This window comes from Microcoleus sp. AT8-B5 (genome assembly GCF_036705565.1).
In the GTDB taxonomy this organism is placed as follows: Bacteria; Cyanobacteriota; Cyanobacteriia; order Cyanobacteriales; family Microcoleaceae; genus Microcoleus.
Genome location: NZ_JAUBUY010000051.1, coordinates 24,146 through 45,951, shown reverse-complemented (window position 1 = coordinate 45,951; position 21,806 = coordinate 24,146). Strand labels below are relative to the sequence as shown.

Annotated in this window: 29 protein-coding genes; 16 read left to right on the top strand and 13 right to left on the bottom strand. The window is 44.0% G+C overall.

Going from position 1 to position 21,806, the window contains the following annotated elements; translation table 11 throughout:
- Positions 1 to 158: 158 nt before the first annotated feature.
- From QUB39_RS25435 to sir, 3 genes are all read right to left on the bottom strand, one after another.
- Entirely contained in the window at positions 159 to 389 is a 231-nt protein-coding gene (locus tag QUB39_RS25435) for a hypothetical protein (RefSeq protein WP_333053401.1), read from the bottom strand.
- An 80-nt stretch (positions 390 to 469) separates the two neighbouring features.
- Positions 470 to 1,285, bottom strand: coding sequence for an RsmE family RNA methyltransferase (locus tag QUB39_RS25430; protein ID WP_333053402.1), 816 nt, complete (start codon positions 1,283 to 1,285; stop codon positions 470 to 472).
- A 240-nt stretch (positions 1,286 to 1,525) separates the two neighbouring features.
- A complete protein-coding gene (gene sir / locus QUB39_RS25425; protein ID WP_333053403.1) occupies positions 1,526 to 3,517 on the bottom strand; it encodes a sulfite reductase, ferredoxin dependent in 1,992 nt (663 codons plus the stop codon).
- 298 nt (positions 3,518 to 3,815) lie between these two features.
- On the opposite strand from sir, the gene QUB39_RS25420 reads away from it, so the two are divergent.
- Positions 3,816 to 4,064, top strand: coding sequence for a chlororespiratory reduction protein 7 (locus tag QUB39_RS25420; RefSeq protein ID WP_333211696.1), 249 nt, complete (start codon positions 3,816 to 3,818; stop codon positions 4,062 to 4,064).
- 135 nt (positions 4,065 to 4,199) lie between these two features.
- Here QUB39_RS25420 and QUB39_RS25415 read toward each other — a convergent pair whose 3' ends face one another.
- Together QUB39_RS25415 and QUB39_RS25410 are read right to left on the bottom strand one after the other, a co-directional pair.
- Complete coding sequence (locus QUB39_RS25415; protein ID WP_333053405.1) at positions 4,200 to 4,580, bottom strand: hypothetical protein; 381 nt, start codon at positions 4,578 to 4,580, stop codon at positions 4,200 to 4,202.
- A 106-nt stretch (positions 4,581 to 4,686) separates the two neighbouring features.
- Entirely contained in the window at positions 4,687 to 5,862 is a 1,176-nt protein-coding gene (locus QUB39_RS25410) for a glycosyltransferase family 4 protein (RefSeq protein WP_333053406.1), read from the bottom strand.
- A 540-nt stretch (positions 5,863 to 6,402) separates the two neighbouring features.
- Between QUB39_RS25410 and serS the strand changes: the two genes are divergently transcribed.
- Positions 6,403 to 7,683: a serine--tRNA ligase gene (serS, locus tag QUB39_RS25405; protein WP_333053407.1), complete on the top strand. Its 1,281-nt coding sequence runs from the start codon at positions 6,403 to 6,405 to the stop codon at positions 7,681 to 7,683.
- Positions 7,684 to 8,070: 387 nt separating this feature from the next.
- On the opposite strand, the gene QUB39_RS25400 is transcribed toward serS, so the two are convergent.
- Entirely contained in the window at positions 8,071 to 9,087 is a 1,017-nt protein-coding gene (locus QUB39_RS25400; RefSeq protein ID WP_333053408.1) for a hypothetical protein, read from the bottom strand.
- Positions 9,088 to 10,001: 914 nt separating this feature from the next.
- Positions 10,002 to 10,139: a hypothetical protein gene (locus tag QUB39_RS25395; RefSeq protein ID WP_333053409.1), complete on the bottom strand. Its 138-nt coding sequence runs from the start codon at positions 10,137 to 10,139 to the stop codon at positions 10,002 to 10,004.
- 316 nt (positions 10,140 to 10,455) lie between these two features.
- Between QUB39_RS25395 and msrA the strand changes: the two genes are divergently transcribed.
- From msrA to QUB39_RS25375, 4 genes are all read left to right on the top strand, one after another.
- Entirely contained in the window at positions 10,456 to 11,109 is a 654-nt protein-coding gene (gene msrA, locus QUB39_RS25390; RefSeq protein ID WP_333053410.1) for a peptide-methionine (S)-S-oxide reductase MsrA, read from the top strand.
- A gap of 129 nt (positions 11,110 to 11,238) precedes the next feature.
- A complete protein-coding gene (locus QUB39_RS25385) occupies positions 11,239 to 11,562 on the top strand; it encodes a hypothetical protein (RefSeq protein ID WP_333053411.1) in 324 nt (107 codons plus the stop codon).
- 121 nt (positions 11,563 to 11,683) lie between these two features.
- Entirely contained in the window at positions 11,684 to 12,025 is a 342-nt protein-coding gene (locus QUB39_RS25380) for a YtxH domain-containing protein (protein ID WP_333053412.1), read from the top strand.
- A gap of 37 nt (positions 12,026 to 12,062) precedes the next feature.
- Entirely contained in the window at positions 12,063 to 12,644 is a 582-nt protein-coding gene (locus tag QUB39_RS25375) for a DUF948 domain-containing protein (RefSeq protein ID WP_333053413.1), read from the top strand.
- Between the two features lie 17 nt (positions 12,645 to 12,661).
- On the opposite strand, the gene QUB39_RS25370 is transcribed toward QUB39_RS25375, so the two are convergent.
- Positions 12,662 to 14,449, bottom strand: coding sequence for a cellulose-binding protein (locus QUB39_RS25370; RefSeq protein ID WP_333211692.1), 1,788 nt, complete (start codon positions 14,447 to 14,449; stop codon positions 12,662 to 12,664).
- Between the two features lie 4 nt (positions 14,450 to 14,453).
- Here QUB39_RS25370 and QUB39_RS25365 point away from each other — a divergent pair, with 4 nt between their 5' ends.
- Positions 14,454 to 14,624: a hypothetical protein gene (locus QUB39_RS25365; protein WP_333211690.1), complete on the top strand. Its 171-nt coding sequence runs from the start codon at positions 14,454 to 14,456 to the stop codon at positions 14,622 to 14,624.
- Here the strand turns inward: QUB39_RS25365 and QUB39_RS25360 are convergent.
- Positions 14,621 to 15,124 carry a DNA-binding response regulator gene (locus tag QUB39_RS25360; protein WP_333211688.1) on the bottom strand — a complete coding sequence of 168 codons (504 nt, stop codon included), beginning with the start codon at positions 15,122 to 15,124 and terminating at the stop codon, positions 14,621 to 14,623. The genes QUB39_RS25365 and QUB39_RS25360 overlap by 4 nt on opposite strands.
- A 226-nt stretch (positions 15,125 to 15,350) precedes the next feature.
- Between QUB39_RS25360 and QUB39_RS25355 the strand changes: the two genes are divergently transcribed.
- Together QUB39_RS25355 and QUB39_RS25350 are read left to right on the top strand one after the other, a co-directional pair.
- A complete protein-coding gene (locus QUB39_RS25355) occupies positions 15,351 to 15,566 on the top strand; it encodes a hypothetical protein (protein ID WP_333053417.1) in 216 nt (71 codons plus the stop codon).
- Positions 15,567 to 15,865: 299 nt separating this feature from the next.
- The gene (locus QUB39_RS25350; RefSeq protein ID WP_333211686.1) at positions 15,866 to 18,250 is read left to right on the top strand and encodes a dynamin family protein; all 2,385 of its coding nucleotides are present in this window, start codon (positions 15,866 to 15,868) and stop codon (positions 18,248 to 18,250) included.
- Here QUB39_RS25350 and QUB39_RS25345 read toward each other — a convergent pair.
- The 4 genes from QUB39_RS25345 to QUB39_RS25330 all read right to left on the bottom strand — a co-directional run bounded on the left by QUB39_RS25345 (position 18,243) and on the right by QUB39_RS25330 (position 19,142).
- Entirely contained in the window at positions 18,243 to 18,368 is a 126-nt protein-coding gene (locus tag QUB39_RS25345) for a hypothetical protein (protein WP_333211684.1), read from the bottom strand. The genes QUB39_RS25350 and QUB39_RS25345 overlap by 8 nt on opposite strands.
- 28 nt (positions 18,369 to 18,396) lie before the next feature.
- Positions 18,397 to 18,624: a hypothetical protein gene (locus QUB39_RS25340; protein ID WP_333144411.1), complete on the bottom strand. Its 228-nt coding sequence runs from the start codon at positions 18,622 to 18,624 to the stop codon at positions 18,397 to 18,399.
- The gene (locus QUB39_RS25335; RefSeq protein ID WP_333053420.1) at positions 18,614 to 18,871 is read right to left on the bottom strand and encodes a hypothetical protein; all 258 of its coding nucleotides are present in this window, start codon (positions 18,869 to 18,871) and stop codon (positions 18,614 to 18,616) included. Before QUB39_RS25335 ends, QUB39_RS25340 begins: the two co-directional genes overlap by 11 nt.
- Positions 18,872 to 18,974: 103 nt before the next feature.
- On the bottom strand, positions 18,975 to 19,142 hold the full coding sequence (locus QUB39_RS25330; RefSeq protein ID WP_333053421.1) for a hypothetical protein: 168 nt from the start codon (positions 19,140 to 19,142) through the stop codon (positions 18,975 to 18,977).
- An 88-nt stretch (positions 19,143 to 19,230) separates the two neighbouring features.
- Here QUB39_RS25330 and QUB39_RS25325 point away from each other — a divergent pair, with 88 nt between their 5' ends.
- The 7 genes from QUB39_RS25325 to QUB39_RS25295 all read left to right on the top strand — a co-directional run bounded on the left by QUB39_RS25325 (position 19,231) and on the right by QUB39_RS25295 (position 21,673).
- A complete protein-coding gene (locus QUB39_RS25325) occupies positions 19,231 to 19,446 on the top strand; it encodes a hypothetical protein (RefSeq protein ID WP_333053422.1) in 216 nt (71 codons plus the stop codon).
- Positions 19,443 to 19,619: a hypothetical protein gene (locus tag QUB39_RS25320; RefSeq protein WP_190738037.1), complete on the top strand. Its 177-nt coding sequence runs from the start codon at positions 19,443 to 19,445 to the stop codon at positions 19,617 to 19,619. The genes QUB39_RS25325 and QUB39_RS25320 overlap by 4 nt, the downstream gene beginning before the upstream one ends.
- Before the next feature lie 10 nt (positions 19,620 to 19,629).
- Entirely contained in the window at positions 19,630 to 20,016 is a 387-nt protein-coding gene (locus QUB39_RS25315; RefSeq protein WP_333053423.1) for a hypothetical protein, read from the top strand.
- A 174-nt stretch (positions 20,017 to 20,190) separates the two neighbouring features.
- Positions 20,191 to 20,415, top strand: coding sequence for a DUF433 domain-containing protein (locus tag QUB39_RS25310; RefSeq protein ID WP_190742266.1), 225 nt, complete (start codon positions 20,191 to 20,193; stop codon positions 20,413 to 20,415).
- On the top strand, positions 20,415 to 20,783 hold the full coding sequence (locus QUB39_RS25305) for a DUF5615 family PIN-like protein (protein ID WP_333053424.1): 369 nt from the start codon (positions 20,415 to 20,417) through the stop codon (positions 20,781 to 20,783). Before QUB39_RS25310 ends, QUB39_RS25305 begins: the two co-directional genes overlap by 1 nt.
- Before the next feature lie 165 nt (positions 20,784 to 20,948).
- A complete protein-coding gene (locus QUB39_RS25300; RefSeq protein ID WP_333053425.1) occupies positions 20,949 to 21,287 on the top strand; it encodes a hypothetical protein in 339 nt (112 codons plus the stop codon).
- Positions 21,284 to 21,673 (top strand): type II toxin-antitoxin system VapC family toxin, encoded by a 390-nt coding sequence (locus QUB39_RS25295; RefSeq protein WP_333211680.1) that lies wholly within the window; start codon positions 21,284 to 21,286, stop codon positions 21,671 to 21,673. The genes QUB39_RS25300 and QUB39_RS25295 overlap by 4 nt, the downstream gene beginning before the upstream one ends.
- The last annotated feature ends 133 nt before the right edge of the window (positions 21,674 to 21,806 follow it).

Here is a 21,806-nt window from a genome sequence, read left to right as displayed (position 1 = left end):
ATGCTTTCATTAGCTTTGATTACATAATGATATTTCATTATTATTGATTGTACCTCATAACAGCGAAAACCGCTGTAGCTTGAACTATCAAAGCTGGACGGCGTTTCGCAGTACGCAAATCCGAGCTGGGAAACAAAACCAAAACCACATCACCGCGACTATAAGGCATCGTAAGCATCCATCTCCGGTAGTTCCCAATCAGGAGCAAATCTACTCAACCGAACCCGTAAATCTGCTGCTTCTTCCTGGTTGATACCGCGAGATTGCAAGTTTACTAACCCTAATTTTGGCATAAAAGTAACAATAACTTGCGCTTCTTCTATGTCGGCAGGCATTTCCAATAACTCAATTTTGCCATTTCGGTATATCCCCTCTACTGACTGTAACATATTACTCCTCTGATAATTATCTATTTACATTTTAACTGCGATCGCCAAACCCATCAAGTCTCCGATCGGCTTGGTGGATATTAGCACTTCTCAAAGGCCGCGCCAACTAAAGACAAAGCCACAATCGGAGCTGTCACCGCTCTCAGAATTCTACTCCCCAAAGAAACAGCTTCAAAACCAAATTCGATCGCCCTTTCCACCTCACCCTCAGTCCATCCACCCTCCGGGCCCGTTGCTATTACTATCGATAATTCTCCCCCAGGGGGCGGGCACGGGGACACCGCCCCTACAAAATGGGGTTCTAATTCTTGCTCCCCCCTTACCAAGGGGGGCTGGGGGGGTTCTAAATTACCCAACAAACAATCCCACAAATGCCGATTTTCCCCGCGAGCAACACAAATAAATCGATATTTTTGACCGCAATTTTTCACAGCAAAATCAAACGAAATCGGCTCGAAAATAGTCGGCACAAGTTGACGTTCCGACTGTTCCGCCGCCTCCGCAGCAATTCTTCTCCACCGATCGACTTTTTGATCGCTTGGTTTGAGCAAAGTTCGATCGCTCGTTACGGGCACAATACTTGCCACACCCAACTCCGTCCCCTGTCTCACAACCTCGTCAAAGGCGTTTCCCTTGGGCAATGCAGCCATCAAAGTTACTGCCACGGGTAGCTCCCTGTCCACCGCAATCTCCTCTGCTATCGAGGCAAATAACCCGCTTTCCTGGGCTTCTAAGACTGCTAACCACCAGTGTCCCCGGCCGTCCATTGCAATAAATCGATCGCCCGGTTGCAAACGTAGCACTCGATTTAAATAATGCTGTTGTTCTCTAGTTAGGTCGATTTGGCGATCGCAAATTTGAGCTGCTGTAACTGCTAATCTTTGTAGTTGAGGCATTGAATTGGGATTGTTCGTTTTCTATTAGAGATTTTTTTTATTTAACCGCAGAGAACGCAGAGAACGCAGAGGAAGAGAGAATGAGAGGGGATAGGCAGGGGGAGTTTCAATTGTTCAAAAAACTATAAAGGCAAAGCATCTACAACCGGAATTATTTTACAAATTCAAGTTTTTTTCTGCAAATGCTCTGCCTTTATATTACTTTTGCCAGAAGTCTATTGAATACTATCGAAAATCGGCTTATCCTTCCTCCTTAATCTTCTTTAAATAAGTGGAAATCGCTTCTGTAGCTAGCTGCGTGATCGGCTTGCCCTGACGGGCTGCTTCTTCCTTGAGCTCGTTGTAGATTTCATCGCGGACGCTAATTCGACGGCGGACTTTGCCGCCGCCAGCAGTGGCAGTCTCGTTTTCATCGCCGTTACTAGACGTAACTTCTAATTCATTTATCTCAGTTGTCATCGAGTCAGCAGATTGGTAGTTGGTTACAAATTGACGGATAGATTCTAACCCGACGCGATCGCAAAAATTGCCAAAACTCTCGCTCAGTTGCCGTTTTTGCTTGAAATAAACAAAAATCGGCTCCAGAAAAGCTTCAAAATCCTTGACGTGCAGCTTTTCCTCAATGGGTTTTGCCAGCCGCGTTTGGTCGGGAGAACCGCCCAGCCAAATCTGGTAGGATTCCGGGGAACTCCCGACAAACCCCAATTCTGCCATATAAGGACGGGCGCATCCATTTGGGCAACCAGTCATCCGCACCACAAAATGCTCGTCTGCCAAGCCAACTTTGGTCAAAAGTGCCCGAATTCGCTCTAAAATGCTGGGAATCACGCGCTCAGACTCGGTAATCGCTAACCCGCAAGTCGGCATTGCTGGACACGCCATCCCATAGCGCACTAGGGGGTCGAGATCAGTTTCTCGCTGAATGCCGCATCGATGGAGTATTCCCTGAATTTCTTCTTTAACATCCGGCGAAACATCGTAAATCAGCACGTTTTGGTGTGGCGTCGCCAGTATCGGCAAGTTGTACTTCTGCACGATTTCCCGCAAAGCTGTTTTTAGCTGAAATGAACCTTCATCCTTGATCCGGCCATTATCCACGGAAATGCCGACAAACAGTTTGCCGTCTCCTTGTTCGTGCCAGCCCAAGAAATCCAAATACTTCCACTCTGGCAGCGGTTTAAAGGCTTCTAGCGGCTTGCCAAAATATTCGGCTACTTTTTCGCGGAACCACTGTACGCCTTTGTCGTTAATCAGGTATTTCAGCCGCGCGTGCCGTCTGTCTGTGCGATCGCCGTAATCTCTCTGGGTTGCTACAATTGCCTTGACCAAATCGTAAACATCGTCCTTGGCCACATAGCAAATCTCATCCGCAACCCGCGCAAAAGTCTCTTCTTTGTTGTGAGTACGGCCCAAACCGCCGCCAGCAAACACGTCAAAACCTTGCAACTCGCCAGCTTCATTGGTAATTACCACCAAGCTCAAATCCTGAGAGTACAAGTCAATTGAATTGTCTCCCGGCACGGTAACGGAACACTTGAACTTGCGCGGCATATAATGGCTGCCGTAAATCGGTTCTTCTTTGTCGTCGCTAAAGATTGTGCCGTTGCCGTTTTTCTGTCTCGCGGCCTTGACTGCGGGGTCTTCCTCGGCTGAAACAGCTTTTTCGCCGTCCAACCAAATTTCGTAATAAGCACCGGTTTGCGGTGTCAGCAAATCGGCTACATTGTTGGCGTATTGCAGCGCATACTGGTATTCTGGGCGATTTTTGTACGGTGCTGGCGGTGCCATGACGTTGCGGTTCAAGTCGCCGCAAGCTCCCAAGGTTGACCCCATATTTTTAATAATTGAGGAAAACACTACTTTAAGATTTTTTTTCAACACGCCGTGCAGTTGGAAACCTTGGCGCGTTGTAACGCGGATCGTGTGGTTGCCGTATTCTTCAGATAGCTTGTCTAGGGCTAGGTATAATTGCGGCGGAGTGAACCCGCCGGGATTGCGGGTGCGGAGCATGAACTGATAGTCTTTTTCTTGTCCTTTAACTCGATTGTCGCGGTTGTCTTGCTGGTACGAGCCGTGAAATTTGAGAATCTGAATCCCCTCTTCGGTGAAGTGGGTAGTTTCTTGTAACAGTTCAGTCGCAACGGGTTCTCGTAAATAGTTGCTGCGTTCTTTCAGACCTTCTGATTTAGAGGGTTTGCGCGCAACAGGGGTTGAAGTGGAAGATGTGATCATGGGAATGTATAGTGCCAGTTATAATTAGATACAGCCGATCGAATATTTCTTGACAATTTGACACTTGACAAATTTGCACTTGACAAATCTCCTCAGAAATGCTGTGTCGGATCTGTTGACAACTCGGTTAACAAGTAAGTTAACAAGTAAGTTAATAACGGTAATCCGCTAGGAATTCTGATGTTGTTCAATTGTAACACGATCGAGCCGGGGCTGAAAAATTGTAATTAAGAGTTTATACTTTCGATCGCTTAAGTTTACGAAACTTTAGAAATAATTAACCTCAACCTTTGAAACTATGTCACTGTATGACGAAGACACTTTTGTGGTGTTAGAAACAAACCAGCCAGAGCAGTTTTTGACGGCGGCGGAACTGTTAGAAAAGCTGAAAGCCGTCTTAACCGAGAAACACGAAGATTTGCCGCAGGAGGTGAATAAAATATCTGGCGTGGAAGATCAAGCCAAGTATTTGATTGATACTTATTGTGAATTAGATGTCGGGCCTGGAAAATTTTTGCAGTGGTATGCAGTGCGCTTGGAAAAGTAATTTTGGGAATTGGTTGTTAGTTATTGGTTATTGGTTATTGGTTATTAGAGCCAACAACTAAGAACTTAACAACTAACAACCAAAAACTACTGACAAGTAACAAGTAACAAATAACCAATAACCAATAACAACTAACTATTCTTCTAACTGTTGAACCGATGATACTTCAACTGCGGTAACATCGATCGTACCGGGCGGTGTCAAGCGACTAAAATGACCTTCCTCTATTTTCAGAGGTTCGCCACAGTTGGCACACTGAAGCTGAGTTTGATTTAAGGCTGTAAATTCGTATTGACAAACTGGACACTTGTCCTCAATTAAATTGCTTTTCAGCCACCACTGAAGCGCGAAAAATGCAACCACAGGCGTCAGCAACAAAAAAGCTACTAAAATCAACACTGATTTAACTATCCAACCCAAACCAATAGACACCAACAAATACGCGATGCCCAGCAGTATCAGCCAATTGCTAATACGGGGTAGCTTGAAAGATATTTTGGGGGTGCCTTGGTTCACGGTGGTCTCCTTGGGTGTCTTTGCAGGTAGGCATAACTCTATCCTACTCAGAAATTCAGGCGGTCGATCGAGTTAATTTTCCCATTGTACACCCAGAAACCGCTCTCTACGGCATAAGCTGATCTGAGTCAGAGGGTTGAAAAATTCCTAGTAAGGATTGACAAAGGGATTCAAAACTAAATCTTGCCAGGGTTTGTTCCCTCAACCAATGGCGATCGCACCTTTTATCCTCTCCTCGCAGCATTTCCACACAAGCAACCGCTACTGCTGCCGAATCTCGGTGAGGAACTCGCCACCCCAGTTTACCATCTTGCAGCGGATCTGCCGACCCGTCCGCGTCTCCCGCCAGCACGGGTACTCCGCAAGCCAGCGCTTCCAAATAAACTATACCGAACCCTTCCTGGGATGGCATTACATAAGCATCGGCTAACTGGTAATATGCTGGTAATTTTTCTGTCGCTACAAAACCCGCAAATATTACTCTTTCGCTAACTCCCAAATCATCAGCGAGTTTGGCTAATCTAGATCGATCGTCTCCCCGTCCAATAACTAAGTATTTCACATTGGGAAACGTTTTTGCTATTTGTGGCAAAGCTTGAATTGTGACATCGACGCCTTTGTAAATATCCGTCGATCGCAATCTGGCTACAGTCATCAATATTTTAGCACCAACCAAATTGTACTGCTCTAATAAATCCTGTGGCTTCCGCCCAGTGGTAAATATATTTTCATCTACCGTACAAGGCACTATTTGGAATTTTTCGTGATTTAAATTGTTAATTTCGCAAGTACGCGCGGCGAAGCTATCCCGTAGGGAATCGCGCGTGTACCTGCTAATAGTCCAAATACTGTCAGCTTGTCTCATTGCTGTTTGATATTTAGGCGGAAGCGGTTCCCAAACTTCCTTGCCATAAGTTAAAATTGTGTAGGGAATTCCCAGTGGCGGGCATAAAGTTTGAATTAGCGGTGCGAGTTTGATGTGACCGCAAAAAACCCGCTGCGGTCGTTTTTGCAGCAATCGAGTTAGTAATACTGTAGCAAAATTAAGACGACCAAACCAGAGATTCTCGGTTTTGAGATAATAAAATTTCAGATTTTTTGAGTTGTAAGGATTGTTGCAGTCTTCGGAATCTCGCAACAGCAAAACTTCAGCTTGCGGGGGCGAGTTTGTCCCTGCGGTTATTGACTGGTAAGCTTTGAGAATATCTTTAACGTAGGATTGAATGCCGCCTTCGCTGGCAAATATTTCTAGGAAACAGAATAGGTGATTTGTCGATCGCATTTTTCGATCCAATTAAAACTCCCGCCAGATTTCGATGATGCTGGGAATTCTTCGCGCACCATAGCCTATATATAGCCTGTTGTCGAAGTAGTGCGCGCGCGATCGACTAATTTTCGGATGCGGGCGCAGCATTGGATCGAGGGAAACCATCCCCGCGCGCCACATCCGGGTAGCAAACCCCTTCTGGGGTTTTCTTTTCGGTGCGACAACAAAAAACCCCTGCCATCGCTGGCTGGGGTAGAAAATTATCAGGGTGCATCTACTAATGTGCTCAGTATAGCATGATTTGTGGGGTGTCACCCCTGATGGGTGACACCAACGACGATTATTTAATGACAATAACTTATAATCAAGGCTGTAAATGATTAACAAAGCTTGTACTTTAGACCGTATTGTCCCTGTTAATCTAAGATAGGACAGGCGCAGGAATCCTCAGAAACCCCGTTGATTCCTAGATTTATCCTTGCCAAAGCCAATATTTTCCCAGAAACCGGGTTTCTGAGCGCAAGTCCGATAAAATTTAAGATTTAGAATAAATCTGTGCTAGACCTCAAATTAATCCGAGACAACCCGCAAGCCGTGCAAGAAAGCCTCAACCTGCGCGGAGGTAACTATGAAATCGAGCCGATTTTGCAATTAGACAAACAGCAGCGGGAGTTGGAAGGCAAGCGATCGCAACTACAAGCCCGCAGCAACGAAATTGCCAAACTCATCGGTCAAAAAAGAAAATCGGGTTTACCCCTCGAATCTCCCGAAATTCAGGAACTGCAGGCAGAAGGCAACGCCGTCGGCACCGAGTCGAACGAACTGCAAGCACAGGAAAAAGACATAAAAGCTCAAATAGAAGCTTTATTGCTGCCACTGCCAAACTTGCCTGGTTCCTCAACGCCGATCGGCAAAAATGAAGAGGAAAACGTCGAAATCCGGCGCTGGGGAGACGAATATATACCCCAAAATCCCGGTATTTTACCGCACTGGGAAATCGGCGAAAAATTAGGAATTATCAACTTTGAACGGGCGGTAAAAATTGCTCAGCCCCGCTTTGTGAGCTTAATGGGAGCTGGGGCAGCCCTGGAAAGATCGATTATTCAATTCATGCTCGATCGCCACACAAAAGCTGGTTATGTAGAAGTGATTCCCCCACTTTTAGTTAACACTGAATCTCTCACAGCTACGGGTCAATTACCCAAATTTGCTGAAGAAAGTTTCAAGTGCGACCAAGATGATTTGTGGTTAATTCCTACTTCCGAAGTTCCGGTTGTCAATTTGTACAGAGGTGAAATTTTGACAGCAGAACAGTTGCCAATTTATCACTGTTCTTACACTCCTTGTTTTCGCCGGGAAGCTGGCAGTTACGGCAAAGATACGCGGGGATTAATTCGATTGCACCAATTTAATAAAGTTGAATTGGTAAAACTCGTGCATCCGAGTACCTCCGAGGCAGAGCACGAAAAGTTAGTGCAGGATGCTGAGGGAGTTTTGCAGGCGCTGAAATTGCCTTATCGGGCGATCGCGCTATGTACCGGCGACTTAGGTTTCGCGGCCGCCAAAACCTACGATTTAGAGGTGTGGCTGCCATCTGCGGGCAAATACCGCGAGATTTCCAGTTGTTCCAACGTCGCAGATTTTCAGGCGCGGCGGGCAAATATTCGCTTTAAAGAAGCGGGTAAAAAAGGCACTCAATTCGTTCACGCGCTGAACGGTTCGGGTTTAGCTGTGGGCCGGACAATGGCGGCTATTTTGGAGAATTACCAGCAGCCCGACGGGACGGTAAAAGTGCCGGAAGCCTTACAACCCTATTTGGGACGGGAAGTTTTGTAGGCTGGTTTGTGGTGCTGTTAAATCCTCAACTTCTTCCCAATCTCCATTATATCTAATCGGCGCTTCATCAGAATTATATGAGTCCGGCCGTCTATGAGATTGTTGGTTTTAGGGAATTATTGTTGGTAACGAGCTCCCTTGTATGGTGCGTCGCTATGAGATTTTCAGGTTCCCAATTAGATGACTGATGGCGACGCACCCTAGGATGTCTCAGGCTCGACAATTCATTTGTGTATCCGTGTCAAAATCAGTAGGGTGCGTCGCTATGAGATTTTCAGGTTCCCAATTAGATGACTGATGGCGACGCACCCTAGGATGTCTCAGGCTCGACAATTCATCCGTGTATCCGTGTCAAAATCAGTGTTGTGCCTTCCTTCTTCCTTCTTCTTACAGTTTTAGCAACGCTTCCTTGATATCCAGCGCTAAAAATCTATCCAATGCTAGATACATCCAATAAACAGATAACTGACTATCGCTGCTAGTCTTCTGAAATCCCAAAGCCAGGGACTGTTTTTCGTACATGGGGTGGATCATCAGGGTGTACAAGTCGCAAAGATTGGGAAAATCTGTTTGCATTTCGCCTAAAACTTTTTGTGAGTCTTCGAGAAAAGCAATGCGGTATTCTGACAAATACTGCGGATCGATCATCCAACTGCGGACAAATACTGACTGGCAATTTTGATCTCCTGGTAACGCCATTTTGAAAGGATCGATATCGGAAATAGAGCTTAAATGAAGCCCTTTACTAGGAGCATTAAAAAAATTCACTTCCGATTCGCTAGCTGTGGGATAAAGTAAGTAAAAGCCGACTGGATTTAGATTATCTGAGCGGCGCAAAACTCGCATTCCCTTTGAGTATTGATGGGCAAAAAGCCGGAGTATTTTAGCAATTTTGTGGGGAACTGTGTTAGTGTTGCGGTTCATCCAGTTGTAATTGGTGGCTAATAAATTGGCAACGATAATTGCGTCGCACCGAGGGTTGAAATCATCTAATTGGAGTTGTACAGGCTTTTGAGGTTCGGCGGTTTCTAAAATTTCTGAAACTGACTGAATTTTAATTGCCGTAGCGTTACCATCAAAGTGTTTTGCGATTAATCCGAGTGCTGCTAATTTATCTAACATCATTCCGGCGGCGCGATCGCTCCCGCGATCGGAATCGCAGTAAAATAGTTCGGCGGCTTCCCGGTGAGTGCACTGCACTTCTGTTGCGGGTACTTCCAGTTTCGTCAGCGGTGGTTTGAGACGGGGCTGGCTTTCCTGAAGCTGTTTCACCGATAAGTAAACCCAAAGCCTGATAAAGCATTCAGCCCTAGTGCGGGTTACGCCTACTCGTTTCATCAACAGCGAAACAGCCGTGCGGCGTTGAGAAGGAGAATACCAAGTATCTAGTTTTGCAATATCCATTTCAGTCGGGAAGCTGCGAAGGAACTCTAGTTACATATTGGCTCAATTACATAAAACTTCACCCCACTTCAGGTTATTTGTTGCCGCTGTTGCTCAACTTGCCTGATTTCCGGCGACTCTACAAGATAGCTGCTTGCTCGTTGCAAGTTCACAAATCACAAAGCACAATCAATTTTAGATATTTTATGACCCGACTAAATTAGCAACTTTAGAGGTTTACGTCATGTACAGTGCTGATACCAATTTAATATGAAGCTGCATAGAATAAAGCTTCAAGAATGAAATTGTAATAAGATAGCGAACTGCGACAGTTCAGGTGTGATTTGTTGCAGAACAAGATTAAGTCGTTCCTGCAATAGGGTTCTTGGAGCCTCTATCGATATTTGGAACTGCAAAAAGAGATGAGGAATGTTTAAAAGTATGGTGCTACTTATAGCAATCTTTGCAGGAGTCGTAAATTTTTTACCCCACCCCAACCCTCCCCGAAATCGCGGGGAGGGAGTAAGAAATTCACAAATGATTTAGGATGGCTATAAGCTGTTGTGCATTTAAATTGTATATTTCGAGTCCCGATCGAACAATCGTCAAGTCCTCTCCCCCGATCCCCATCGGACCCTCTCCCTCTCTAATACCATAGGCAATCTAGATGCAACACAGCTTATGTAGGGTGCAACCTAAGCACCTTACGACTATTTAATGACTGCCAACAATCTAGATAAACCCGCCCCCACACAATGAATAATCTGCATCAACGCTGTCTGTGAACGCATCGAAAAAATGTACATTTGGATTGTTCGTCTTGGGAGGGCGGGTTTTTCAGATTATTCGTTTCCGACATAGATGGTTGGTAAAACCCGCCCCTACGCAATCTGAAATTATAGTTGATTTTTCAGGTATAAAATTAAGAGGAAAACTCAAGCTGCTGCTAGCTGTGCTTGTTCTGCTGCTTGGGGCAAAGTCTGATTTACCACAATCCACTTGCCTGTAATTGGGTCGCGGTAAGTAATAAAGGGATTAGATTTTAAAGGTTGACTGCAAGGTTTAGCGCCCATCTCTACACACTCCCTATAAATGGCATTGAATAACTACTACAACACCATACCTTTAATAATCGGCTATTTTGCCTAAAATCCGCGTGATTTATACCTCAACAATAGGTGATATTTAAGGTATGTTTTCGTGACAGAGAACACTTCCTCATGTGATTTAAAACTGCGTGGACAGTGAGCAGTATCACCAAAAACCTTCCGTAAAAAAATCTGCCTTGTGGTTTTTACCTTCTACCTTTAAGCAGACCACTGTTTTCAGTATACATCTGATATTATTAAGTAAGGTAAAGATGTTTATCAGAGATCCCCTCACAAACTTATGGTGCTATTTGGATTTGGCAAAAAGTCGAGCCTGCCCTCTCCCCAAGAGGCATTACCGGGACGGGCAGAGTCGATGTCGGTACCGGCAAGTCACTTTGTTAACGGCAATCCGCTCAAACCTCCCTTTCCAAACGGCATGGAGACTGCGTTGTTTGGCCTGGGCTGTTTTTGGGGAGCGGAACGCAAATTTTGGCAGCAAAATGGAGTTTTTTCGACGGCTGTTGGCTACGCGGCTGGGATTACTCCGAATCCTACTTACAATGAAGTTTGCAGCGGGATGACGGGACATAATGAAGTAGTTCTGGTTGTGTTCGATCCGAAAGTAATTAGTTACGAAACGCTGCTTAAAGTTTTTTGGGAAAGTCACAATCCTACTCAAGGAATGCGTCAGGGTAATGATTCTGGTACTCAGTACCGATCGGGCATTTACACGTATTCAGCTAGCCAAATGCAGTTAGCTGAAGCTTCGCGAGATGCTTACCAGCAGGCTTTGACGGCGGCCGGTTACGGCAAAATTACTACTGAAATTATTGATGCTCCTGAGTTTTATTACGCAGAAAGCTATCATCAGCAGTATCTTGCTAAAAACCCGAACGGTTATTGCGGTTTGGGCGGTACTAAGGTTTGTTTGCCTGCTATGTCTCAGGCTTAAAACTTTTACAAGGGGTATTTTGGGGCTGTTACAATAGTCCGGCAGTCGGGCAGGGGTTTAAACCCCTGCCTCAAAGCTTAAGTCGTCTGAAGACGACTGAAAGGTTATTGAGATGGCAAAAGGGATTAGTTGAAAGCAGGTAAAATAATGCTGGCGGGTGTGGTAATTATCAATTTAATGATATCTCTGGTCTGTTTTTATATCGCTGCGAAGGTGGGGAAAATCAGGCGGACGATCGCACGTTTGGAACTTCGGATCGCAGCAATCGAACGCTGTAGCAGCAATGTCCTCAGTATGTCGCCGGATTTCCTTGGTAAAAGGCAGCAAGGTACTCGCCAACTACGACGGCGTTATCAACAACTAGAATTGCAACTGCAACAGGTTCAGCAACTTTTGGGATTGCTGGGTTTGGGACGGATGCTTTGGTCCAGGCGCGATCGACGTTTGAGGTAAGCTATCCTAAAATTGCCGCCTGTGCTGACTCCCTAGGATTTTCAACAATATTTCTACCTTTGTAAAGGGCTGCGATCGGGCAAACGCCCCTAAAATTGGTGTATGGAGAGAAGTTATAAAAATGTCAACTAAACGTTCAGGATTATTTATTGGCGGTTTGCTTGTGGGTTCTGCGATCGGGGCCGTGACTGGCTTGCTGATGGCACCGCGACCGGGCAAGGAGACGCGGCAGATATTGAAAAAATCAGCCGATGCTTTGCCGGAGTTGGCGGAAGATTTATCGACTAGCGTGCAGTTGCAGGCCGATCGACTTTCTGAAACTGCCATCCGAAATTGGGACGAAACTTTGATTAGACTCAAAGAGGCGATCGCGGCCGGTTTGGAAGCGACTCAGCGGGAACGCCAAACCCTGTCGGAAGCTGAATCTGAAGTGAGTCCCTCCTCGCGCCCTCCCATCCGCTAAATGGCATGAAATTCTCAACCCCCAATCCCAGATTCAAGTGAGCGATCCTATATTTTGGCTAGGACTTTCAATTTTGCTAGTGGCAGTTAGCCTGACTGCTGTTTTAGTGACTTTAATACCTGCAGTGCAAGCGCTGGCCAGGGCGGCCCGCAGCGTGGAAAAGCTCGCTGACACGCTTTCTCGCGAATTTCCGCCGACTTTGGAGGCGATTCGCTTGACGGGGCTGGAAATTAGCGAGTTGACGGATGATGTCAGCGAGGGAGTACAAAGTGCGGGCGAGGTTGTCAAACAGGTCGATCGAAGTATTGGTAGCGCCAAAAAGCAGGCGCAAAATGTGCAGGTAACTACTCGCAGCGTGGTGACTGGGATTAAGGCTGCTTGGAAAACTTTAACTCGCAAGCCACCGATGTCTGGGACAAATCGCCGATCGACAGATAGATTGTCGCCGAGTCAAAGAAGTGCGCTTTCGCTGAGGGATTCGGGTTTGGAGGGCAGGCATTCTGGGGTTTACGGTGCCGGTGCTAGTAATGGGGAATCGCCCAGGTTGAGGAGTAGCGAGGGTTCGGGTTTGCCGGGGGATGCTGGAGAGTTTGAGGAAGTGCGATCGAACGATTCTTGATTGCACCCAATTCCCGATCATCCCTCCACAGCACACCCATCCCACCAGCAAGGATTCTTATCAATAAAATCCATCAAAGCATCATACTTAGGCGAACCCTTTTGTTCCACATATTCCAAAGCCCCCCAACTTCCCCACTTACTAAATCCACCAACGTCCACAAAGTGCATGAAAAGACTGCCTCCAGCTTGTTTCCAACTATTCAGTAATTGAGTGTACATATCATACATTTCAGGACGCCTATTTAATGCCATAAAAAACTCAGTCAGTTTTTCGTTGTTCTCAACTCCTTCAATACCTACAATATGTTGACCGCCCTCGTAAACAAATAACTTGAGACCTTTTTTTTGAGCCACATCTAAGAAATACTTAAAGTCATTCTCAACATCGGGCAAACTATCTTTGAACCCCGGCAGTAACCCGCCCTCTCTTAATTGCTTAAAAGCTTTGCCAAATCCGCCATCTGCGTCATTCAACCAAGACTCTACTGTGCTGACACTTTCTTTCCCGCCCAAGTTGCCGCTAAAATATCCAGCTATGGCTACGGCATCAATACCGTGTTGATAACAAGGTTTATTGCCTTCAGCCACCCAATAGGAACACTCTAAAGAATAAGTTTCTAAATCTCTCCAGGCTCTTTGAGTTCCTAACACGCAGACAACTCGATTCTTTTGATCCTCAAAAACACCTTTCCAGATATCGCACATTTGAGCAGTACGCATTCCGTACCATTGCATAAAAGCATCGCCTTTATCTCCCCACTTCGCTTTACCTTGTTCCAAAGCATAATGAGATTGTGGAAATAACCAATTCCAAACCTCATTAGAATACTCTACATAAACTTTCAGCTTTGGATCTAAACTATCTTTTACCATTTTAGCAAAGTTAGTCATATATTCATCCGTAGCCTGATGCGGCATATTAAACCAGGGTTCTGCTTGAACTTTATTAGCTAAATTCACCATGACTTCTATGGGAACACTGCCTCTGTAAGAATAGGATACACTCTCTGGTTTAGGTCGGTTTGACCATTGTTTTTGTTCAGAACCATTTGTCTCCATCCAGTCCATAAAACGCAAAACTCTAAATTTTTTAATCTTGTCTATAAACAGCGGATTAAATATTTCACCGCTTTGAATAAGCTGTTCATCTTGGGAGTGAACAACTTTAATATTGCGGATATAGTTCCCTGTTTTATTGGGATCGGTAGCAGTAATTGTAATCATTATGCCTCCGCCTTGTGTGGCATCGACATTAATGATATCCCTCCCAGGTTTCGACGCAGCCTCATCTTTTTTGGCATCAAACCTATATTCGATCGCACCTTCACCCTCATAAGTAACAATATATTGCCCTGAAGGATAGCGATTGGGGATTTCCCTAAGTAATAGGGTACTTACCCTAGTATATTTAGGAGCATCTTCGGGCGAGGGGAGAGACTTCACCCACCCATTTTCATCAAGGTTTAAAAGATTATACTCTTCTGTATCCCATTCACCTTGACAGTTTGGTTGTCCGCTGACGCATTGAGTTATCCATTGTCTAGAAGATTTGAAAGCATCTAAAAAGGGTAATTGTGTTGACGAGTCAGCAATACCGTGAAGCCCAACTCCTAAAGAAGAGCGAGAATTTGATGTATTTTGTACATCTGCCCGCACAGCTACTGTGTTATCTACTTGCCGTACTGCTGTGGGAGCAATATTAGTTGTTAAAGCCCAACATCCGGGAATAAAAATGACAAAAATTAATAAACCCAGCACAAAGCCCAGAGCTTTTTTGTTCGATCTGATACTTAATCGAGACATAAATTTGACTGATTTTATTGTTTTAGGTAAAATCGAAGCGGGTGAAGCTGTTTTAATTTTGATATTTTATCAAAAAGTTCCTTCTAAAACGATCGGCTATAAGATTATTAACATTTTTGCCTCTGTGTGGAGGGGCGATATCCCTTTCTGTCCCCAAGTGCGATCGCCCATCTAACCGTCTTTATCCAAGTGTTCGGTTTTTGCAGTTTCTGAAGTTGAGGGGAATTCTAGTCGAATGTTAATATCAATTGATACTGTATTTTTCTCAATCACACCTATACCAACTATTTTTACTAATGCTTCTGTAGGTACAGAATTATTTATTTTAAATTCAGGAGAAGACAGAGTTTTATATCCGGCTTCCTGTAGCCGATCGCAAATATTGCGCCAATTTCCTACAGGTTCGTTAGGTACATCGGCGAGTTTTTTAACATATTGGTATAAAGTTTTACATAAATAAACCTCTGCACTTTTGGAACTCTGAAACAGTTGGCGGGCGATTTCGGCGGGGCTGCAACCGGAAAGCAATCCTCGGAGGTAAAGTTTTTCTGTTTCTGTTAGTCCCCTGCGCGATCGGGGAGAGATTTGCCGTTTAGCTTCTGCAAAAGCTTGGTACAGCCTTTCTAAGTCCCAGTGTTTCGCGGCTTCGGCAAATAAATCTTCCTTTGGTACCATTGTCGGGTGTGGTGAGATGTGGCTAACGATAGCATAACGGAAATTGCTAGCGTTTGTTAGTTGCTTGCTATCGATAGCTAGTGTAGTATTATACTAATACTAAAGATATAAGTGTAAATACTTAGCTAAGCGGGGAGGCGCGATCGTGATATTTCAAATTTTACCTGTTTAGTTAACTTTCATTAGTCAAAAAGTTAGTTTTTGTTCCTTAAACTGAGGTATTCCAATGGCTAAAGGTGATGAAATAGCGAAAGCGGCAGGTTCCGCTGCTGCGGGTGGTGCTGTGGGTGCTGGTGTGGTAGCTGCTACAGGTTTGACGGCAGTTGGTGCCGTTGGCGGAGGTGCTGGTATTGGTGCTGCTGCTGGCCCCGTTGGTATAGCCGTAGGTGCATTAGCAGGTTTGGCATTTTACGGGATTAGCAAGGCTCTTTCTGACGACTAAATATTGACTCGCGCCAGGGACTTAAATCCCAGGCTAATAACTCAAGTCGGTTGTTGATATTTAGCGCTTGTTGCACGAGTCCGCCGGGGGTTAAAAACCCCCGTCTGATAGCGAAAGTCCTCTAAAGAGGACTAAATACCTAATGTACAAAATTTTCAGTCCTCTTCAGAGGACTTTCGCTGTTAGCCAGGGGTTTAAACCCCTGGCGGATAGGTGGGTAAGCGCTAAATATCTTTCAATTTGAACCGCGAATTTCTAGCTCTAACTTAGCCCGTCCCTCAACTAAAAAGTGTTAACTTATGTCTTCTCAAGAATTTCAAGCAGCATACACCAGCATTGACAGTACAGGCACTTTCCTCTTACAATATCTCAAAGAATTTCGAGACGGACTCCGCATTCAGGGAGATGAAAGTCAAGGGCTACAAAGCATTGAAGATGAAATTAACAAAGCTTTAAAGGCTTTGCAAGATCAGAAATATCAAGTAGCCGTCATAGCAGCAATGAAAGCTGGCAAAAGCACCTTCTTAAATTCTATCATCGGTGCTGATGTGCTGGCGAGTGAAACGGCCGCCTGTACTATCTGCCGTACAGATGTCCGACACATTAAACCAGGCGAAACTCCTAAACTTTTAGAGTATCGGGAAGGAGAAAGAAAACCAGTCATTCTTGTTAAGGGTGACGCTGGCGAAATTCAGCAAAAATTCCTGCAGCGTACCCGTGAAATCAGAGAACAAGGCAATCCCGATAACACTACACGCTTTGAGATAGAGCATCCGATTGAAGCAATTAGCCAATTATCTTCTCTCACAGGCTTTACCTTAGTTGATACTCCCGGCCCTAATGAGTGGGAGTCTGCAAACTTCAACATAAATGCACTGAAGCAGACAGCACTAGAAGCACTGCGAACCTGCAATGCCATTCTGTTTATTTTAAACTACGCTTCCTACAAAGATAATGCAGTTGCTGATTTGTTTAAGGATGTTGTTGAAAATCGTAAGGATTTTATAGCTGAGAACACGGGAAAAATTTACTTTATTTTGAATAAAGTTGACCAAAAAACAGAGAGAGACAAAGAAATTGCTGATGTCATTAAAGATTTAGAGCGAGAGTTAGTTGGCTTTGGCTTTTGCAATCCAGTTATTTACCCTGCTAGTTCTCGACAAGGACTTTTAGCGAAGCTGATTCAGCAAGGAAAGGCCACTGAAAGCGAAACCAAAGACTTTAAAAAATTCTTTAGTGCTAGGTATGCCACGGAAGATGAGGAAGGAAACCAGATTATTCCTGCACCTCGTAAAATTGCACCGCAAGCACTAGCAGATAGCGGTATCCTGAACATTCAAGAAACAGTCATTCAAAGGATTACGCAAAATTCTGGCTGGAATTTATTGAGTGAGGTGGTGGCAGAAATCGATAAAGCTGCTAAGGCGATTGAGGATACTCTTAATACAGAAATTAAAGGTTGGGAAATGGGGATTGAAGCCCTCAAACAAAAAGTAGAAGAGTACAGGAAACGCTCAGAAAATGCGAGGAGCCGAGTTGAATTAGTAAAAACAGCCGTGGAGCTACAAAAGCAAACACTAATTCAAGGATTTAGTGAAGGCATTAATAGATTTGCCGATGGAGCTAAAGAGAAGATAGCTAGTGAGATAGATAAGATTGCCGAGTCACGTTCCGCTAACTCTCCAAAGCCAAAAAAAAATAAATTTCTTCCCCAACAACAGCCAAAAGTTGAAAAAAAGGCTTTGGGAATAGTGGGAGAATTTGGAGAAGCACTATTAGGGTTGATCCCTGTTTTTGGTCAGGGATTAGGCAAAGCATTCAAATTGAGCACATCTCTATGGGATAAACTGAGTGAAACTGTTCCTGACACTTTCAATGGTTCTGTCTCTGAACAAGATGATAAGCCTGAAAAGTTCGAGCCATACATTATCCGTTGTCAGACTCAGACTGAAGCTCAAAAAATCCTAAAAACTATTAATGATGTTTGTGCGCCAAGTATTGAAAGTTGGTGGATAGATACTCAAGATCAGCTAGTTCGAGAGGGTACTAGCATCCGAGAGCAGTTAGCCGAGAAGATTCAAGAAGATATTCAAAAAATATCTGATGAGTTGTCTAATTATTTGGGCGATGCTTTACAGGTTAGACTGAATATTAACCCGATTCAGTTTCCGAGTTTTGATTTTTCAGGCATCGATGCAGGGATTCAACGTCAAGTAGAAGTATTTACCAGGACTGAAAAGATAACTGAGGTTCAAAAGAAAAGCAGGACAAAAAAATCAAATAGTTTATGTAAGGGCGATAAAACTTACACGGTAGACGTTCCTATTGAAAAAACAATAGAAGTTCAAGACCAACGTACTATTTATCAAGTTGACTTGCGCCAAACTGTAGAACAAATCAAGCAAAAAATTGATGACAATGTATCAGGAAGCCAGTTGATCCTAGAGCGGGTGATTGAGCAACAAGTTTCTACTGATTTTAAAAGTGCTGAACGGCAAATCAATGATTATATCAACAGGTTTCAAAATGATTTCGATCGCGTTTTGAAGGAACGGGAAACGAAAGAAGCAGAAGCGCCGGAAATTCTAGCTCGTCTTGAGTATCAAAAAGCCAAGCTTATTGAGTACCTCAGCCAATTAAGTTCGATTCGGGAATCTCTCAATAGTTGGAAGCCAGTTAAGTAAAGTTAGAGAAAGTACGATCGCCCTTTTTTCCCAAAGTGCGATCGCCCTTTTCCTCCAAATAACCAAAAGGGCGATCGCCATTATTGTCCGAAAGTGCGATCGCTCTTTCATCAATCAATAAAAACTTCTGAGTTGGAACTACAACTCTAAACGTGATAAGCAGTAATAGCAACTATTCCATCAGCACTGTAAATGGCTTCGATGCGTCTAAAAGTAGAATGAGTCCACCATACTTTCAGGCGATTTCCTTGAGCCGGAGCCGTACCAATTTTACCATACCCTGCTGTCAATAGAAGTAACTCAAATTCTGTAGAAGGCAAAGTTTTGGCAGTAATTTGAATGATGCCGTCAAGCTTATGCTTATCAAGGGTCATAGCTACCTTGGTAAGTGCTATAGATACGGTAGCCAGGGAATACTAAAGCAATGCCAATGGGACTGTGAATAGTCCCCGGATAGCTTTCTTCGGGCTCGCTACCCCCAATCCTAATTTTGATAGCACCCAGCCAAATGTATAGCCCTGGAATTAAAGTATCTAAACTGTAGGCGATCGCCCGCATTTGAAGATCCGGGGGATTAATCGGTTTTAAATACTGTGGCTTTTCAGGTTGAGAAATGGACATGGCACTGATTCCTGTGCGGTATGGTGGAGAAGCGGTCTTGTTGAGAACATTTTAATATAACCTAAGTTTCAATTGCAAATTGTCAAGCTTAATTAATCTTATTTTACTTTAACTTGCGTAAGTCAGTTTGTCGGCATTTATGAAGACTACTCAAAGCTCGATCGCCCTTATTGTCCGAAAGTGCGATATACCTTATTTTCCCAAATAACCCAAAGTGCGATCGCCTTTCCCATGTCAAATCCCAAAGTGCGATCGCCCTTTTTTTATTCACTCGCGCACATATTCAACTTGTTAACATGATAACATATAAGCAGAACAGGTGTACGATCGTGAGAATATAAAAATTGGAGGAAGCCTAAATGGGAAAAAGTACGGAAGTGCCAGCCAAGCGACACGACCCAAATTACATACAGCTATCGGGAGATGTCCGAAAAGAACTAGGACTTCAGTTTAAAGCTGCGTGTACTCTGAAGCAGCTAAATATAGGAGAAGGGTTGGAAGAGGCGATCGAGATGTGGTTTCAGGCTCAGCAAGTCCCCTCATCCAGCAAGAGCAGCAAAAAGGGGGACAAGTGAGAGATCCAGAACGGGAAAAAGAAGAGCTTGGCAATCCCATCAACGAACCCGTACAAGCGTATAACCTAAAAGAAGCGAAAAAGAAATGCCAACAGCTAGCAACTGAATATGAACGGTCTCTTGCAGATGTTCGCCCTGAAGGCAAAGCCTGGTTTCGCTGCTACTTTCAGTGAGGGAAAATACATGAAAATTCGAGAATCAGTTGGTCAAAGTGTCTGGAACCATTCTGAGGGTTGGTGCTGCGAGCCTCTTGACCCCATACCGCCCGGTCATATTGCCCTGGCCGTTGAAGCGATCGATCTTAATCTTGTAGACTGGGATATCGAAGAAATTGGCGAAAAAGCAGGTTTTGATATTCAGTACAAATACACGGGAGTCAATGACCCGAAAGATTCATCTTTAGCTTGCGTAAGTCAGTTTGTGGGCATCTATGAAGACTTCTCAAAGCTCGATCGCGATTTGGAAATTTTGATTGCAGCCGGCATCCCGCGTCATTTATTTAAAATACTGACTGACAACGATGACATCGATTTGAAGCCTGTAACGCAATACCTCAAAGCTGTCTCATAATGCTTTGAGTGTAGCGCAATTGTTTCTTTTTCCGAAAGTACGATCGCCCTTATTGTCCGAAAGTGCGATCGCCTTTCCCATGTCAAATCCCAAAGGGCTATCGCCATTCCTTAAGTTAAAATATAACTTGTCAGATTAGATAATATAACTTCTCAGATTCAGAAAGGACAAGTTATGCCTGTAAACTGGAGAGAACATATCGTTAGTACCCCCGATGTACTGCGAGGTAAACCAAGAATCAAAGGGACTAGAATTCCCGTTGGCCTGATTTTAGGATATTTAGCATCAAATAACACTGTAGAACAAATCATCGACGAGTTTCCAGATATCACCAAAGAACAGATAGCTGCTTGTCTTGATTATGCTCGCGATTTGTCGGATTTTGAAACAGTTGCCTAATGAGTTTAAGATTGTTCATCGATCAATGCGTTCCTAAGTCTATTATTCAAATACTTCGTGATACCGGACATGAAGTTTTTGTATTGGGAGATTACATCTCAATAGAATCTCCAGATACTATTGTCATTGCCAAAGCTCAGGAATTCAATGCCATACTTGTTTCTCTGAATGGAGACTTCTCAGATATTGTGACTTATCCGCCAAGTTCATATCAAGGAATCATTTCTATTCAACTGAGAAATCACCCTGAAATTATTCCTCAGTTGATGGCAAGGCTAACAGAATACTTATCATTGCACGATAGTGAGGAGCATTATCGAGGTAAATTACTACTGGTAGAAGTTTACAGAATTCGCATTCGAGAGTAAAAATTGATAGCGAGATCCCTTTTCCCCCAAATAACCAAAAGTGCGATCGCCCTTATTGTCCGAAAGTGCGATCGCCCTATAATTTCAGCATGGCAACCACTGTCAAATTCAACAGAGCGATCGGTATAATTAAAAAAACAACATCAAATACAGTCAATTAATGCCATGATTGCTAATTTGCCCATCAAGCTGCCTCACTTACCCAACAGCTTGCCCAGCGAAGGTTCTGTCCGCATTGAGTTAGTCAACGGACTCTTAATATTTAGCGCTTCTATTCAAACCCAGGAACGAATTCAAACTTTAACAGCTCAACAACAAGCATCAAATCTCACTCCCGAAGAACAAACAGAATTGGATGGATATCGAGAATTCATTAGCTATCTAAATTTGGTAAATGAAACCATGAAAAATACTTTTCTATATCCTTTGCGAGGCACTGTCATTGGCTATAATGAGCCGTTTGAACCTGCGGTTTCCTTGGAAGATTGGGAAGTGTTACAATGATTGTACTAGATACTCATATATGGGTTTGGTGGGTTGACGATAACACACGACTAACTCAGAAACATCGGGACAGGATACAACAATATCAATCTCAAGGTTTAGGAATCAGCATCATTTCTTGTTGGGAGGTTGCTAAATTAGTAGAAATGGGAAGACTTACTTTGTCCGTTATAGTTGATGAGTGGTTAAAACAAGCTTTGGCTTATCCCGGAGTGCAGCTACTCGAACTCACCATTCCCATCATTGTCGAGTCAACTAAACTCACAGGTTTTCACCGCGATCCAGCAGATCAAATCATTGTGGCAACTGCGAGGATTTGCGGGTGTCCCTTACTAACTGCTGATGCAAAAATTCTGGCATATCCTGATGTACAGACTCTTCAGTGACAGGTAAAAAATGCCTTAAGACGAATCTTTAGCTTGCGTAAGTCAGTTTGTCGGCATCTACGAAGACTCGTCAAAGCTCGATCGCCCTCTCGAAGCTTTGATTGCGGCCGACATCCCTTGTCATCTATTTAAT

Coding starts and splice junctions, on each gene's coding strand:
- QUB39_RS25435 (WP_333053401.1), bottom strand. CDS start 389: ATGTTACAGTCAGTAGAGGGGATATACCGAAATGGCAAAATTGAGTTA.
- QUB39_RS25430 (WP_333053402.1), bottom strand. CDS start 1,285: ATGCCTCAACTACAAAGATTAGCAGTTACAGCAGCTCAAATTTGCGAT.
- sir (WP_333053403.1), bottom strand. CDS start 3,517: ATGATCACATCTTCCACTTCAACCCCTGTTGCGCGCAAACCCTCTAAA.
- QUB39_RS25420 (WP_333211696.1), top strand. CDS start 3,816: ATGTCACTGTATGACGAAGACACTTTTGTGGTGTTAGAAACAAACCAG.
- QUB39_RS25410 (WP_333053406.1), bottom strand. CDS start 5,862: ATGCGATCGACAAATCACCTATTCTGTTTCCTAGAAATATTTGCCAGC.
- QUB39_RS25400 (WP_333053408.1), bottom strand. CDS start 9,087: ATGGATATTGCAAAACTAGATACTTGGTATTCTCCTTCTCAACGCCGC.
- QUB39_RS25395 (WP_333053409.1), bottom strand. CDS start 10,139: ATGGGCGCTAAACCTTGCAGTCAACCTTTAAAATCTAATCCCTTTATT.
- msrA (WP_333053410.1), top strand. CDS start 10,456: ATGGTGCTATTTGGATTTGGCAAAAAGTCGAGCCTGCCCTCTCCCCAA.
- QUB39_RS25380 (WP_333053412.1), top strand. CDS start 11,684: ATGTCAACTAAACGTTCAGGATTATTTATTGGCGGTTTGCTTGTGGGT.
- QUB39_RS25370 (WP_333211692.1), bottom strand. CDS start 14,449: ATGTCTCGATTAAGTATCAGATCGAACAAAAAAGCTCTGGGCTTTGTG.
- QUB39_RS25360 (WP_333211688.1), bottom strand. CDS start 15,124: ATGGTACCAAAGGAAGATTTATTTGCCGAAGCCGCGAAACACTGGGAC.
- QUB39_RS25355 (WP_333053417.1), top strand. CDS start 15,351: ATGGCTAAAGGTGATGAAATAGCGAAAGCGGCAGGTTCCGCTGCTGCG.
- QUB39_RS25350 (WP_333211686.1), top strand. CDS start 15,866: ATGTCTTCTCAAGAATTTCAAGCAGCATACACCAGCATTGACAGTACA.
- QUB39_RS25340 (WP_333144411.1), bottom strand. CDS start 18,624: ATGACCCTTGATAAGCATAAGCTTGACGGCATCATTCAAATTACTGCC.
- QUB39_RS25335 (WP_333053420.1), bottom strand. CDS start 18,871: ATGTCCATTTCTCAACCTGAAAAGCCACAGTATTTAAAACCGATTAAT.
- QUB39_RS25325 (WP_333053422.1), top strand. CDS start 19,231: ATGGGAAAAAGTACGGAAGTGCCAGCCAAGCGACACGACCCAAATTAC.
- QUB39_RS25315 (WP_333053423.1), top strand. CDS start 19,630: ATGAAAATTCGAGAATCAGTTGGTCAAAGTGTCTGGAACCATTCTGAG.
- QUB39_RS25310 (WP_190742266.1), top strand. CDS start 20,191: ATGCCTGTAAACTGGAGAGAACATATCGTTAGTACCCCCGATGTACTG.
- QUB39_RS25305 (WP_333053424.1), top strand. CDS start 20,415: ATGAGTTTAAGATTGTTCATCGATCAATGCGTTCCTAAGTCTATTATT.
- QUB39_RS25300 (WP_333053425.1), top strand. CDS start 20,949: ATGATTGCTAATTTGCCCATCAAGCTGCCTCACTTACCCAACAGCTTG.
- QUB39_RS25295 (WP_333211680.1), top strand. CDS start 21,284: ATGATTGTACTAGATACTCATATATGGGTTTGGTGGGTTGACGATAAC.